This window comes from Streptomyces sp. NPDC026672, from assembly GCF_040638185.1.
Taxonomy (GTDB): Bacteria; Actinomycetota; Actinomycetes; order Streptomycetales; family Streptomycetaceae; genus Streptomyces.
This window is the reverse complement of the sequence record NZ_JBEZXS010000004.1, coordinates 162,941-175,708: the sequence shown is the minus strand read 5'-3', so window position 1 is coordinate 175,708 and position 12,768 is coordinate 162,941. Positions and strand designations below refer to the sequence as shown.

At 68.3% G+C, this 12,768-nt stretch carries 22 protein-coding genes; 20 read left to right on the top strand and 2 right to left on the bottom strand.

Annotated features, from left to right (window positions below):
• Nucleotides 1–3 precede the first annotated feature (3 nt).
• The 20 genes from AB0F77_RS05690 (at nucleotide 4) to AB0F77_RS05595 (ending at nucleotide 11,021) form a co-directional block, all read left to right on the top strand.
• On the top strand, nucleotides 4–279 hold the full coding sequence (locus AB0F77_RS05690) for a hypothetical protein (protein ID WP_361941964.1): 276 nt from the start codon (nucleotides 4–6) through the stop codon (nucleotides 277–279).
• Nucleotides 276–482 (top strand): hypothetical protein, encoded by a 207-nt coding sequence (locus AB0F77_RS05685; RefSeq protein ID WP_361941961.1) that lies wholly within the window; start codon nucleotides 276–278, stop codon nucleotides 480–482. The genes AB0F77_RS05690 and AB0F77_RS05685 overlap by 4 nt, the downstream gene beginning before the upstream one ends.
• Before the next feature lies 1 nt (nucleotide 483).
• Nucleotides 484–1,284: a hypothetical protein gene (locus tag AB0F77_RS05680; RefSeq protein ID WP_361941958.1), complete on the top strand. Its 801-nt coding sequence runs from the start codon at nucleotides 484–486 to the stop codon at nucleotides 1,282–1,284.
• Complete coding sequence (locus AB0F77_RS05675; RefSeq protein WP_361941955.1) at nucleotides 1,281–1,850, top strand: hypothetical protein; 570 nt, start codon at nucleotides 1,281–1,283, stop codon at nucleotides 1,848–1,850. The genes AB0F77_RS05680 and AB0F77_RS05675 overlap by 4 nt, the downstream gene beginning before the upstream one ends.
• A 5-nt stretch (nucleotides 1,851–1,855) precedes the next feature.
• Nucleotides 1,856–2,149 carry a hypothetical protein gene (locus AB0F77_RS05670; RefSeq protein WP_361941952.1) on the top strand — a complete coding sequence of 98 codons (294 nt, stop codon included), beginning with the start codon at nucleotides 1,856–1,858 and terminating at the stop codon, nucleotides 2,147–2,149.
• A gap of 1 nt (nucleotide 2,150) precedes the next feature.
• Nucleotides 2,151–2,399, top strand: a complete 249-nt coding sequence (locus AB0F77_RS05665) for a hypothetical protein (protein WP_361941949.1) — start codon at nucleotides 2,151–2,153, stop codon at nucleotides 2,397–2,399.
• A 112-nt stretch (nucleotides 2,400–2,511) separates the two neighbouring features.
• Complete coding sequence (locus tag AB0F77_RS05660; RefSeq protein ID WP_361941945.1) at nucleotides 2,512–2,760, top strand: hypothetical protein; 249 nt, start codon at nucleotides 2,512–2,514, stop codon at nucleotides 2,758–2,760.
• Between the two features lies 1 nt (nucleotide 2,761).
• Nucleotides 2,762–3,163 (top strand): hypothetical protein, encoded by a 402-nt coding sequence (locus tag AB0F77_RS05655; protein ID WP_361941942.1) that lies wholly within the window; start codon nucleotides 2,762–2,764, stop codon nucleotides 3,161–3,163.
• A 165-nt stretch (nucleotides 3,164–3,328) separates the two neighbouring features.
• Entirely contained in the window at nucleotides 3,329–5,134 is a 1,806-nt protein-coding gene (locus AB0F77_RS05650; RefSeq protein WP_361941939.1) for a fibronectin type III domain-containing protein, read from the top strand.
• Nucleotides 5,135–5,148: 14 nt separating this feature from the next.
• The gene (locus tag AB0F77_RS05645) at nucleotides 5,149–5,454 is read left to right on the top strand and encodes a hypothetical protein (protein WP_361941936.1); all 306 of its coding nucleotides are present in this window, start codon (nucleotides 5,149–5,151) and stop codon (nucleotides 5,452–5,454) included.
• Nucleotides 5,454–6,200 (top strand): peptidoglycan recognition family protein, encoded by a 747-nt coding sequence (locus AB0F77_RS05640; protein WP_361941933.1) that lies wholly within the window; start codon nucleotides 5,454–5,456, stop codon nucleotides 6,198–6,200. The genes AB0F77_RS05645 and AB0F77_RS05640 overlap by 1 nt, the downstream gene beginning before the upstream one ends.
• 2 nt (nucleotides 6,201–6,202) lie before the next feature.
• The gene (locus AB0F77_RS05635; protein ID WP_361941930.1) at nucleotides 6,203–6,487 is read left to right on the top strand and encodes a hypothetical protein; all 285 of its coding nucleotides are present in this window, start codon (nucleotides 6,203–6,205) and stop codon (nucleotides 6,485–6,487) included.
• A gap of 58 nt (nucleotides 6,488–6,545) precedes the next feature.
• Nucleotides 6,546–7,307, top strand: a complete 762-nt coding sequence (locus AB0F77_RS05630; RefSeq protein WP_361941927.1) for a transglycosylase SLT domain-containing protein — start codon at nucleotides 6,546–6,548, stop codon at nucleotides 7,305–7,307.
• Nucleotides 7,308–7,316: 9 nt separating this feature from the next.
• Nucleotides 7,317–7,832, top strand: coding sequence for a hypothetical protein (locus AB0F77_RS05625; protein WP_361941924.1), 516 nt, complete (start codon nucleotides 7,317–7,319; stop codon nucleotides 7,830–7,832).
• Nucleotides 7,829–8,314, top strand: coding sequence for an HNH endonuclease signature motif containing protein (locus tag AB0F77_RS05620; RefSeq protein ID WP_361941921.1), 486 nt, complete (start codon nucleotides 7,829–7,831; stop codon nucleotides 8,312–8,314). Before AB0F77_RS05625 ends, AB0F77_RS05620 begins: the two co-directional genes overlap by 4 nt.
• A 14-nt stretch (nucleotides 8,315–8,328) precedes the next feature.
• Nucleotides 8,329–8,619: a hypothetical protein gene (locus AB0F77_RS05615; protein WP_361941918.1), complete on the top strand. Its 291-nt coding sequence runs from the start codon at nucleotides 8,329–8,331 to the stop codon at nucleotides 8,617–8,619.
• 7 nt (nucleotides 8,620–8,626) lie between these two features.
• A complete protein-coding gene (locus AB0F77_RS05610; RefSeq protein WP_361941915.1) occupies nucleotides 8,627–9,094 on the top strand; it encodes a hypothetical protein in 468 nt (155 codons plus the stop codon).
• The gene (locus AB0F77_RS05605; protein ID WP_361941912.1) at nucleotides 9,091–9,333 is read left to right on the top strand and encodes a hypothetical protein; all 243 of its coding nucleotides are present in this window, start codon (nucleotides 9,091–9,093) and stop codon (nucleotides 9,331–9,333) included. The genes AB0F77_RS05610 and AB0F77_RS05605 overlap by 4 nt, the downstream gene beginning before the upstream one ends.
• 3 nt (nucleotides 9,334–9,336) lie before the next feature.
• Nucleotides 9,337–9,525: a hypothetical protein gene (locus AB0F77_RS05600; protein ID WP_361941909.1), complete on the top strand. Its 189-nt coding sequence runs from the start codon at nucleotides 9,337–9,339 to the stop codon at nucleotides 9,523–9,525.
• Nucleotides 9,522–11,021 carry a hypothetical protein gene (locus AB0F77_RS05595; protein WP_361941906.1) on the top strand — a complete coding sequence of 500 codons (1,500 nt, stop codon included), beginning with the start codon at nucleotides 9,522–9,524 and terminating at the stop codon, nucleotides 11,019–11,021. The genes AB0F77_RS05600 and AB0F77_RS05595 overlap by 4 nt, the downstream gene beginning before the upstream one ends.
• A gap of 34 nt (nucleotides 11,022–11,055) precedes the next feature.
• Here the strand turns inward: AB0F77_RS05595 and AB0F77_RS05590 are convergent, their stop codons facing one another.
• A complete protein-coding gene (locus tag AB0F77_RS05590) occupies nucleotides 11,056–11,724 on the bottom strand; it encodes a hypothetical protein (protein WP_361941903.1) in 669 nt (222 codons plus the stop codon).
• Nucleotides 11,725–11,993: 269 nt separating this feature from the next.
• Nucleotides 11,994–12,347: a hypothetical protein gene (locus AB0F77_RS05585; RefSeq protein WP_361941901.1), complete on the bottom strand. Its 354-nt coding sequence runs from the start codon at nucleotides 12,345–12,347 to the stop codon at nucleotides 11,994–11,996.
• Between the last annotated feature and the right edge of the window lie 421 nt (nucleotides 12,348–12,768).

Below are 12,768 nucleotides of genomic sequence, written 5' to 3'. Positions count from 1 at the left end.
CCCATGCTGCCGCTCATCGCCGGCCTGCTCGGCAGGGCAGCCGCGACCGAGGCCGTCGGCGCCGTCACCGGCACTGCCGCCCGCTCCGCCGTGACCTCGGCCGCCAGCTCGGGCGCCATCAGCGCCGGTACCAGCGCAGCCAGCAACAGCGGACGGGTGCTGTCGACGATGCAGTTCGGCTCGGCAGCGGCCCGTGCCATGTCCCACGACGGAGCCCCGGCCGCAGCTCCCGCCCCCTCCTCGGCACCGGCCGACGACCTGGGGTGGGCCCGCTCATGAGCACTGGCGCCACCTCTCCCAGCAGCCCCCGCACCGCATCCCTGCCGCTGACCGGCTCGGCGACCAACGGCTCTCTCGCCGTGGCCCCCAGCCGCCCGGACATGGACCAGCAGGCCGACTCCTCGTTCGCGTTCAACGCCGGACTCGACCGCGGCCCGGCCCTCACCGAGTTCGCACACGGAGCCAACTCCACCTGGAGGTGACATGGCCAACCTCAACCCGCGCCAGTTCCGCCAGCCCGCCTTTCGCGGGTTCGGCGACCAGGCCATGCGCTCCTACCGGTCCACCCCCGCCCCGCAGCCGGACCCGGCCCCCGCACCGGCCCCCCGGCCGCAGGGCCAGCAGTTGTCCCTCTTCCAGGCCGACGAGGTCCGCAACCCGCAGGGGCCGGCCGCGCCAACCTTCAACGCCTCCCAGTTCCGCACGGCCCAGCACGCCCTCCCCGGCATGAGCAACGCGGCCGTCCGCGACCAGCGAGTCACCCCCGCCCCGGAGCCTGCACAACCCGCACCGGCCCCGGCTCGCAGCAACTGGAGCCAGCCGGAAATCAGCATGCTCGGCCCCACTCCGGCCAGCTCCGCCTCTCCCTCAGCCGCCGGTCCCAACCCGACCCACTGGCCCGGCCCTACCCCCGCACCCGCGGCTTCTGCACCGTCGCCGGCCCGGCCTCCAGTGACTATCAACCGCGCCGCCTACCAGGCGGCCGGCCAGCGCTTCGGAGCGCCGCCCACCGTCGGCCCCACCCCGGCAGCGGCCCGCCCCGCATCTGCTGGCCCGCCGCCCGCCGCCCCGGCCCGGCCCAACCAGCCGCCCGCGCCCACCGCGCCGCCCAGCACCGCGGCCCGACCCCAGATGCCGGCCTGGGCCGGACGCACCGCGCGGTACGGCGGCCTGGCCGTCGGCCTGGGCGCCCGCGCCTTCCAGTCCGTCAACAAGGTCGCCACCGACCCGGCCCGCTCCGGCAACCCCCTCTACAAGACCAGCCAGGGGTGGAACAAGTCATGAGCTATCCCAACCGCGCAGGCGCGAACGCCAACCTCTCCTACAACCCGCCCTACCAGGCCGGTACCGGCGGCGGGATGACGTACACCGGCGGGTCCGGCGGTTACCTGATGACCGGCGCCCGCGACATTCTCGACGCCCGGCGGCTGATGGAGACAGGCCACGTTCCGAGCGCCGAATACCCCGACGGTTATCTCGGCACCATCGGCAGTAACACGCGGCGTCAGGACCGGCTCCTCAATCAGATCGGCAACCGCGCCACCCAGCGCTCCTACCAAAGGGGCGTGCACAAGGGGGAGCGGATCGACCCGGCCGACTACTACTGGACCGACGACGTCAACCCCACGGCCGCGCTTGAAGCGCAGGCACGCGGAGAGAAGTGGACGCAGCGTGGCAGCTTCATCGGCTCCCCGCTCGTGAACGACGGCAAGTCGGAAACGCTCGTCGCCACTCAGGCCCGGTTCGCCACCGCGCAGCGCGTGTACACCCAGGAAGTCACGCCTCCCTTCACGGCCGTCAATGAGCAGCGCCGCGCGCAGCTCATGCGATTCAAGCCGGCCTGGAGGTGAGGGCGTTGCTTTCCCAGGACTCCATGTATGCGCGTCGGCCATGGTCGACGCTCCAGGAGCAGCAGGTCACGAATTACCTGCGCGAGTGGACCGATCTGCCGCCGGATGCAGCGCGCCGGATCAAGCCTCCCATTCCGAATATCGGCCGCACGCCGCCCCGCTTCGGGTACCGGCAGCACGTTCCCGGAATCGACGACATCGCGCGGCTCGACGACGTGTATCCGGGCAGCCGCGTCGATTACAGCCAGCGTCAGTCCGGGTATTCCGCGACCTCGTACCCCGCTCTGGGAGTGATGTGACATGCCCAAGGCCACCCGTTCCACCGACCGCCGCCGAACCGGCCGGGGCGACAACATCACCGGCGTCACCCACGGCAAGGCGAATCTCCAGGACCAGCGCACCAAGGGTGCGTACGCCCCGAAGGCGCCGTCCACCAATTCGGAGTTCTCGGCCGGAGTTTCTGTCGGCCGGACCATGGGCGCCGGCGTCTCGGCGGGCTCGTCGAAGAAGCGCGCTGCCCCCGCTGTCCGGAAGCTCGGTGAGAAGTAATGCGCCTGCCTCGAATCCTCAACTGGCTGCGCCGCAACAAGGAAAAGGCGAAGGCAGCGAAGAAGACCGCCGCGAAGAAGGCGGCTCCGAAGAAGAAGGCAGGTGGGACGAAGTGAGCTACGCAAACCAGCGCTCCCTCACGGGAGAGGTCAACGAGGGGCTCACCGACGGCGCTTACAAGAAGGTCGTCCGCGACCGGGGCGGAGAGGTCGAGGCGACCACGTACGACGCCCGCCGTGACCTGGACGACGTCTGGTACGGCATCCACGAGGCCCAGACGAAGGCGACGCCCGACGGTCGTGCGGTCAGCACCCCCAACTACGTGCCCACTCCGGCACCCCACCTCTACCTCGGGATGTGACGTGAGGCAGCACGCATTCATTTACCCGCCGATGATCACAAAGAAGATCCTCGGCGCGGGACTGAGCCTGTACGTTGCCGCGACAGCCCTGCGGCAGGCCCAGGGCACCACGACGCCGTTCTCCGTGGTCAAGGCGCAGGAATTCACCGCCACTTACTGGATCGCATTCGTCTACGTTTCGATCGGCGTGGTTCTCGGATTCGTGTCGCTGGTGTACTCGCTGAAGTCCTCCAGCCTCCGCCTGATGGGCGTGATCGCGGCGTACCTGCTCGCCTTCAGCGCGGTGTCGCTGATGAATTCGCCCGCGACCCTGGGCATGCAGATCGCCAATGCCCTCGCGGTTTTTGGGGTCTGTGTGGTCGCCTTCTCGGCCTGGCTGCGCCACCTGCGGGAGCGGCCATGAACCTCAACGACGTCGCGGCCCAGGTCGTCTCGATTCTCATCAGCGCTATGGGCCTCGCCCTCATTCGACTCATCGCGAGATTCGTTCCGGAAGACCCCCCGCCCGTTCCCCGCGACCCTGACACGCCCACGCCTCTGAAGGCCCCTCCGGAAAGCGACGACGTCAATGGCTAACGAAAAGTGGAACCTTGAGACAAACAGCGCGCTGACGAGCGAGCCCGGCAGCCCGGTCGCTCTCGTCAACCCGCCGCTCACCGCCGAGGAGCGTGTCGCCGCCCGGCCGGCCGACTACGGTGACAGCGTCGTCCCCCCGAAGCCCTCCTGGTACAAGACCGCCGACGGGGAGGACACCGGCGCCGGCCGGGTCCAGCCGCGTGAGATCCAGCTCTACTGGCGCTCCAACATCGGTGAGATCGCGGCGCACTCCAAGATGCCGCCCCTGCCGCCGCTGCCCGACCAGGGCGGCTACAACCTCGGCTCCCGGGGCCTGGACCACATCTACATCGCCGGCCACCGCGTCACGGTCGTCGGCGAGGGTGACGTCATCGTGCCCGGCGGAGACACCGACGCGCTGATCACCGGCTACTGGGACCGCACCGACCCCGTCCACCCGCAGTGGACGCGCATCGCGCCGGAGACGGAGTACACCGTCACGGTCGAGGCGTACAACCACGACAACGTCTACGGCCCGGCCTCCGACGAACTCACCGTCACCACCCCGGCCGTCGGCTTCGACCAGCAGCACAACACCATCCCGCCCGGCCCGGTCAACGACCTTCAGTTCGGCGGCCCGCTCCCGGTCATCACCTCCAGCGGCGGCGGCGCCATCACCCTGCGCTGGCAGAAGCAGCTCAACGTCACCAAGTACGAGGTCTTCGACAACAGCTCCCGGGAGACCGACGTCCCCATGGATCTCGCGCGGCCCGGCCTGAACGAAGGCGACGTCAAGCTCGGCGAGGTCAACCAGCCCTCCGGCACCACTCAGACCGTCACCTTCACCACCCCGAACTACACCACCCCCGACCAGCGCCTGGCCCTCAAGGTGCGCGCCGTACGCACCGACTCCAACGGCACCGCCACCGGCCCGTTCTCCCCGGTTCTGCGCAGCCAGATCCCTCCGGCCACCGCCTCTCCGGGCAAGGCCGGCACACCGACGCTCACCGAGTCCCCGATCGTCGGCGGCCAGGTGAAGCTCACCCTCGTCCCGCCGTCCATCGGCTCCGCCAACGGCGCCCCGACCTACTACGCGGTCTACGACGGCACCCGCAAGGTCGCCACCGTCCAGGCCCCGCTCGGCACGGCCCCGCACGTCACGCTGTCCTACAAGGCCGCCCAGGCGTACTCGTTCACCGTGGTCGCGGGCAACAGCCTCGGCACCGGCACACCGTCCAACGCGCTCACGGGCACCGTCCCCACCCCGGCCGCCCCGGCAGCGCCCACCGGACTGGCCCTCAACGGCTCGCCGACCACCACGAGTGTCCCCGTCCAGTGGAACGCCATCACGATGGACCCGCCGGTCACCAAGTACACGCTCTACCAGGGCACCACGAACAAGGGCGACGTCACCGCCCCCAACACGAGTGGCACGGTCACCGGCTACACCGCGGGCCAGAACTACTCGATCTCGGTCACCGCCACCAACTCCGTCGGCGAGTCGGCGAAGTCCACCGCGATCACCGGCAAGACCAACGCCGTCCCCGGCGCCCCCACTGCCGTCGCGGTGAACAACGTGACCACGACCGGCATGGACGTCTCCTGGACCGCGCCCGCGGGCGCCCAGCCTGCCGTGACCAACTACAAGGTCTACGACGGCACGACCCTCAAGGCCACCGTCGCGGCCGGCTCCACCTCCACCACCCTCACCGGCTACACGCCGTCCACGGACTACTCCATCACCGTGGCCGCCGTGAACACGGTCGGCGAGGGCGCCAAGTCGAGCCCGGCTGTCACGGGCACCACCCCCGCCTCGTAAGGAAGTTGAGCACAGTGGCCTCACCCACCATCGGCCGGACCGTCCACTACCGCGTCACCCAGTACGACGCAGAGCGGATCAACAAGCGCCGCAAGGACGCCTACAAGTCCGGTGCCTACGCCGAGGAAAACGGCACCATCGCGCACGTCGGCAACGATGTCGCCGAAGGGCAGATCTTCCCCGCGGTCGTCGTCCGCGTCTGGTCCGGCGACCTGGTCAACCTGCAAGTCCTCATGGACGGCAACGACACCTACTGGGCGACTTCCCGCTCCGAAGGCGAGGACCCGGGCCAGTGGGCCTGGCCGAAGGTGGTGAGCTGATGGCCACCCCCCTCACCGCCACCGCCTTCCTCAACGCCTTGCGGGCTGAGGGCGTCACCGTCGTCGAGGTCGGTTCCTGGCGCACCCACAACCGCGACAGTGTGGGTGCCTGGGGTCCCGTCAACGGAGTCGTGGTCCACCACACCGTCACCAAGGGCACCCAGAACACCGTTGCCATCTGCCGTGACGGCTACACCGGGCTGCCCGGCCCGCTCTGCCACGGCGTCATCGGCAAGGACGGTGTGGTCTATCTGGTGGGCATGGGCCGCGCCAACCATGCCGGGGGCGGCGACCCCGACGTCCTCAAGGCCGTGATCGCCGAGTCCTACGCCACCAAGCCCCCAGCCACCCGCTTCGGCCAGGGAGACGCCGGCGCGGTCGACGGCAACAGCCGTCTGTACGGCTTCGAGTGCGAAAACCTGGGCGACGGCAAGGACCCGTGGCCGACCAAGCAGGTCGAGACCATCGTCCGTGCCACGGCCGCCGTGTGCCGTGCTCACGGCTGGGGCTCCAAGTCCGTGATCGGACACCTGGAGTGGTCCAACCAGAAGTCGGACCCCGTGGGTTTCACGATGCCCGCCATCCGCACGCGCGTCGCCGAGCGCCTCGCGCACGCGTCGAACTGGAGCCCCTCCACGCCGCCGACCACGCCCACGCCGACCCTCGAATCCCGGGTGGCAGCCCTTGAAAAGCTCGTCGCGGCGCAAGGCGTACGCATCGCCGCTCTGGAAAAGAAAGCGGCCTAGGTATGACTCTCTACGACCTGCTCTGCTCGTGGTGGCGAACCGCCGTCCCCGTCATCGTCGGCTGGCTCGGCACGCTCTTGGCCGGCATCTACGTCGACATTGACGAACAGGCGCTCGCCGGCGGACTCACCGCCGCGTTCGCCGTCGTCTACTACGGCCTCTTCCGCCTGCTGGAGACCAAGGCGAGCCCCGCCTTCGGGTGGTTCCTCGGCCTGGCCCGCCCGCCGGCCTACGCCACTCCGCCCGCCAAGCCCCACAACCCGATCTACGGACCGCCGCCCGTTTAGCGGCTACCAGGATCATTTTTCGGCCCTTTAGGGTGACGGACGCCGGAACGCCTGCGGGATGGCCGGGGTTCTGTCCCCGTTGAAAGGCCACCCCGTGTCCCGCCCGCAACTCCCCGACATTCCCTGGCGCTCATTCCGCATCGCCTCGGCCGTCGCCCTCGCCACACTCTTGACGACCGCATTGGTGGTCGCGCCGGCCGACGCCAAGCCCGACGGCCCCACCCCGCAGCCTGTGCTCATGCCGTCGATGACGAACCTCGACGCCCTGCCCGACGACCACCTCAAGGTCATCGAGGCCCTCCAGCTCCAGGCCGCCGCCCAAGCCGCCGCGCACCGCGAAGCCGCCGCAGAGGCCGCCGCCAAGCGCCGAGCACAAGAGGCCAAGGCCGCCGCAGAGCAGCGAGCACAAGAGGCCAAGGTCGCCGCCGAACGCCGCGCAGCAGCGAAGGCCACCGCAGAGGCCAAGCGCCCCGCCGCGCCGCCGCGCGCCAACCGCTCTCGGAGCCGCGGGCTTCCCGCTCACACGGCCACCGTGTCCGGCGCCCAGTCCCTCGCCCGTTCACGGCTCTCCTCCGCCCAGTACTCCTGTCTGAGCGCAGTGGTCGAGCACGAAAGCGGCTGGAACCACCGGGCCGTCAATCCGAGTTCAGGTGCCTACGGCCTCTTCCAGGCACTGCCCGGCTCCAAGATGGCATCGGCCGGCTCCGACTGGCGCACCAGCCCCCTCACGCAAATGCGGTGGGGGCTTTCCTATATGAAGGCCCGCTACGGAAGCCCGTGTGGAGCCTGGAATTTCTGGCAGAAAAATGGGTGGTATTAGCGTCAACGCATGACGCAGATCCGCCTACTCCTTTGCAAGGATTGCCACTCCACCGAAGTGCTCCCGCACTACGAGGGTGACCCGCGCGGAGACACGGTCCTCGAATACGCCGTAGCCAAGCACCAGTACCCCAATGGTGAAAGGCATTTCGGCCGGCTCTACCCGGTCCAGGGCGTGGACGAGGACCGCTGGCATTCCGACAGCTCCGCCCGCGAGGAAATCCTCAAGCGTGTCTGGCAAGAAGAGGGAGCCACCGGAATGGAGCCCTGGGTCTACCAGGCGGTGGACACCCTCAAGGACGACGCCATGAAGTGCTGGCGCGGCCGGGGCCGGCCGGAGACCTGCTCCGATTTCCACTCCGACAAGAAGCTCCTCACGCCGCCCACTGCTGGCGACCGCAAGGCCGAGGGCCTGCCCAAGTGGGACAAGTCCAACCCCGCCGGTCAGCGCTACCTCTGCGACTACTGCCCGATCCGGAGCGTGAACGAGCAGAAGGTACGGCACAGGCTGGGGCTGTACGAATGACCCCGCCGCGACGGCCCCCGGCCGGTGGCTGGGAGCGCCGCTACTTCGACAAGGTCGACAAGGGCACCGAATTCGACGACTGCCACATATGGCTCGGCGCCAAGGACGACTACGGCTACGGGAAATTCAGACTGCCCAACGGCCAAGTCAAAGGCACCCACATCATCGCGTGGGAACTGGCCAACCAGAAGACCGTGCCGCCCGGCTGGCATGTCGACCACCGATGCCGTATTCGCGCCTGCTGCAACCCAGACCACCTGGAGCCCGTACCCGCTACCGAGAACGTAGCTCGCGGCGAATCCTTCTCGGCTCGCAACGCACGGAAAACCCACTGCCCCAAGGGTCACGAATACAGCGAAGAAAATACCCGCTGGCATTCCGGCCGCCGCGAGTGCATCACATGCATCCGCGCCCGCGACAAAGAACGCCGCCAAGCCCGCCGGCAGGAAAAAGAAGAAATCTACGCACACGAAATCGACTAGGAGCCACCGTGCCCATGGAAACCCCCACCCCGAACGGCCCCGACGGCACTCTCCAGGCCCGCACCGCCTTCCTGGTCGTGCAGCACAAGAACGGCGAGTGGGAAGCCATCACGGACTTCTTCAAGCCCGTCACCGTCGAACACACCGCCAGCGTCATCGAGATGAAGTTCGGCGCCTCCGAAGTCGTCTCCGACATCGAGGCCAGCAAGCAGGCCGCGATCACCGCGCACCAGCTCATGGCCATGACGGCGCAGATGCAGCAGGCCGCCGCCAACAAGTCCCTCGCCGACCAGCTCAAGCTCTGAGGCCCTCGTGCTCGCCGCGGTGATGGTCGTCGAGGGCGTCTTGCGCGTCCCCGACAGCGAGGGCCACTACGACACCGGCTGGGGCCTCTACCAGGCGCTGAACAAGAACTGCCGGCTTCACCTGCTCTCCCACACCTGGACCGAGCAGGACATCGCCCTGTGGCTGCAAAAGCGCCACATCACCGGCCACCAGTCCTACCTCCACACCCCCGAGCCCGGACCTGCCGGCCGCCTCGAAGCCCTCCATCGGGTCCGCGCCTGGCGCATCGGCGCCCTCGTCATCGAGTCCGACCCCGCTTGCGCCGCCGCCGAACTGGCCGCGGGCTGGAACACCGCCCTGGTCACCCCCGCATTCCAGGGCCCTCGCAATCCCTCTGCCGGCCCGTCGGCCATCCGCCCCTGGGACGACCTCGCCGGCGCCGTCGAGCGCCAGCACGACATCCGACTCACCCCCCACGCACCGGAGCAACGATGATCATCCCCGCGCATCTCGCCCCCCGCCGCTTCAAGCTCGTCCGTCGCACCGACGTCACCGGCGTCTCCGGAGCGGGACATGTCGCTGACGGCGTCGAGTGGCCTGACGGCACCTGCGCTCTGCGCTGGCGTACCGAGGTCGCCACGCACGCCCAGTACGACAGCGTCGACCACGTCGAGCACATCCACGGCCACGACGGCGCAACCCAGGTGGAGTTCGTCGACCCGCGGCAGGACTGACCCGTGGCCATGTCCCGCAAGCACTACCGGGCCTTCGCCCAGATCTTGCGGCAGGCCCGCGAGTACTACCCCGAGCACGAAGACGCCATCACCTACATCACCCGCGACATCGCCGGGATCTGCGCCGAGGACAACCGGTCCTTCCGGCGCCAGCAGTTCTACGACGCAGCCACCCCGGAGACACCGACGTGATCTTCTACTTCGCCGGCGCAGAAATCCCCTCCCACCGCAGCCTCCTGGCCGCCGAGGGCGTCCCCCACGTCGGCATGAGCTACATGGGCCTGCGCCGGCGGGTGAAGTTCTCCAAGCCCTGGTCTATCGCGGAGCACTACACCCCCGAGCAGTCCGTCTTCCTGGACAGTGGCTGCCACACGTTGAACCGGGCCGGCGTCGAAGTCACCCCCGAGGAAATCCAGGACATCGCCACCCACTACGACGAGTTCGTTGAGCAGAACGTGGATCGCGTCCAGGCGTACGTCGAGTTCGACGCCCTCCCCATGGGCAGGGACTGGATCGAAGCCCGCCGGCAGCACCTCGACCCGGAGAAGTCGATCGTCGTCTGGCACGAGGAGTGGGGTCTGGACGTCCTCAAGCGCATGGCTGACCAGTTCCCCTACATCGCCGTCGGCCAAGGGACATGCGGGGACCGGGACATCATCCCCACGCTGCGCTCCCTCAGTCGGCACATCAAGCTCCACGGCATGGGCTTCTCCAGCCCGCCGCTCATGCTCGCCGCCGACTGGTACAGCGTCTCCTCCACCACCTGGTTGTCGGCCGCACAGCATGGCGAGACGTTCGTGTGGACCGGCAACGAGATGAAGCGCTACCCGGCCCGCTACAAGGGACAGGCCCGAAAGCGTCACCGCACACTGATCACGGGCGCCGGCCTCGACATCGACCTCATCGACGCCGACGACGCCACGGAGAACCTCCGCCTCAGCCTGTGGTCGTGGCAGCACCAGATCGCCCACATTTCGCAGCGCCACGGCAAGGGAGTAACTGCCACCGCCCTACCCCCCGGTTCCGGAAACGCGGAAAGCAGTGCCACCACAGTTGCGGCGACCTCTTCAGAAGAGGAGCACGAGGGGGTAACTGAACCGCCCGCCACACGGGTGAAGAAGCTCCTCCCCGGCATCGCGACCGAGGAGTTCACCCACCGCTACACCGACCCCGACACCGGGGAACGCAAGACCCGCACCGAGCACCGCATCAACGCCGTCGACCCCGGCGTCCGCGTCTGCGACGGATGCTTCCTGGCCCAAAAGTGCCCCGAGTACCAGCCCGGGGAATCCTGTGCGTACGAGATGCCTGTACGCGTCCGCACCAAGGAGCAGTACATCGCCCTTCTGGACAGCATGATCAGCATGCAGGCCATGCGCGTCTTCTCGATGCGCATGTCAGAGGAGGTGGAAGGCGGGTACGCCGACCCAAATCTCTCCCAGGAAATGGATCGCCTCGCCAAGTTCGTCAAGCTCAAGAGCGACATCGAAGAGTCGGGTTTCACCTTCTCGATGAAGATGCAGTCGAAGGACAACGCAGAGGTCGGGCTGATCTCGCGCCTCTTCGGCCCCAAGTCGGATGGGCCCCCCGCGCTGTCCCCCGTCGGGACAGTGTCAGCCGAACAAGCCTTCAGCCAGATGGGCATCATGGACGCCGAGATCGTCGAGGAGCCCGTACCGAGGGAGTAGCTCCCTCGCCGGGCCCCTCCACAGGAACCGTGTCCTACTCGGCGCCGGGCCGCAGCCCGGTGCGCAGGATCTCCTCCAAGGCATCGAAGTGCGCGTCGCCCATCTCGATGGTCACTCGCCCACGCACGCGCCCCTCCGGACGCTCCTCCGCGTAGAAGCGCACGCCACGCGCTGAGCCCACCGGGGGCACCCGTTCTTGGAGCCGTGAGAGCAAAACCGCGAGGGCCGGATAGTTCTCCGCGAACACGGCCTGCTCCACTGCCTCGTCAGCGTCGTCCTTCGCCCGCTGCTCGGCCGCCTTTGCGGCTTCCTCCGCCACGGCCTTGTCCATCACCTGCTTCAACCGCTCCGGCGCGAAGACGAATCGGATCTTCGCCATGGCCGGACCGGTTTCGCGGGAAGTCACCAACCGGAAGGTGCCACGCGATACCTCGCCCGTCGCCCAGCGCTCCGGCGGGCTCGCCAGCTCTGCCGGCCACGGGAGCAGCAGCTTACGGCCGATGTGCCCGACCTCCACGAGATGGCCCGCCGCGATCGTCTCCCGCAGATACCGCAGAGCGGTCGTCTCGGTCACCCCCAGCCGTCGAGCCAGGCTCCGGCTCGTCGCCCCCACGGCCAGCAGCGCGTCATCCCGCGCCGCTGCCTCCATCTCCCGAACGGCATCGACCACCGCCGAATGCCGGCCGCCCTTCTGCTCTTCCATGGGCGCCTGTCTACCACCCGGGTCTGTCTCCGGGGGAATTTTCACTGCCTTCGACCTTTCTTAGGCTCCTTGTCCCTCGAAGCCCACATCGTGATCCCGAGAGATACGCCCGCCGTGATCACGGCCGTCAGGACCGTCGACACATCGCTCTGAAACAGGAAATGCAAAACCGGCATGCCGCTCCTCCAGACATGACGAAGCCCCCCGATCCCGAAGGAACGAGGGGCTCTAACGGCCGCGTTGGTCAGCGGCTACGCAGCCTGCGCAGATCAGTCACGTCGGTCACTCTCCTTCTCGACACCCAGGATCTGGTGCACGTTCCCGACCTTGTTCGCCAGGTGCAGTTCCACCTCACGGGCCTTCGTCTGAAGGTGCTGGAATGCCTTCAGCGTCTCCGCCCGCAGCGCCAGCGTGTGCTCTTCCAGAGCACCGTCCGACGCGTCCATGGTCGCCGCCGGGCCGGCCGTGCCCGACTCGAACAGCGCCTCCATGGCCTCCAGGTCCGTTCGCAGACGCTCGGTCCATTCCGCCAGGATCTCCCCCTGCCGCAGGATCACCTCGAACGGATCACCCTTCGGCATCTGGCCGGCGCCCATCTCAGCCACGGCCGACCTGCCGTTCATCGCCGCCGGACTTCTTCTCCAGCTTCGCCACGACGTGACTCATGTCGCCCTTTCACCCCACTTTGTCTCGACGACTCAGCTTCTCCGCCTCGTCGCCCTCGTGATTGTCCCGGAGCACGTTCAGCCCCGGGGCGGAAACCGTGCCGTTGCACACGTCGCAGTCGCAGGTGTGCGCCATGCACGGACACTGGGTGTCGTCGCAAAACGGCTCAGGGCCGTGAAGGTGCGACGGGTCCGGCTCATCACAGTTCCAGTTCGCACAGGACCGGTCCGTGCCCCATTTCGGGTACACGATGTGCTCCCGCACGAAGCCGTGCGGCAGCGGCACCCTAGGACACCCGAACTTTGCCTGGTGGGCGTTTTCGCGAGAAACGAAGGCGGCCCGACAGCCGGTGCACTGATACCGACCCTCGGGCCGCAA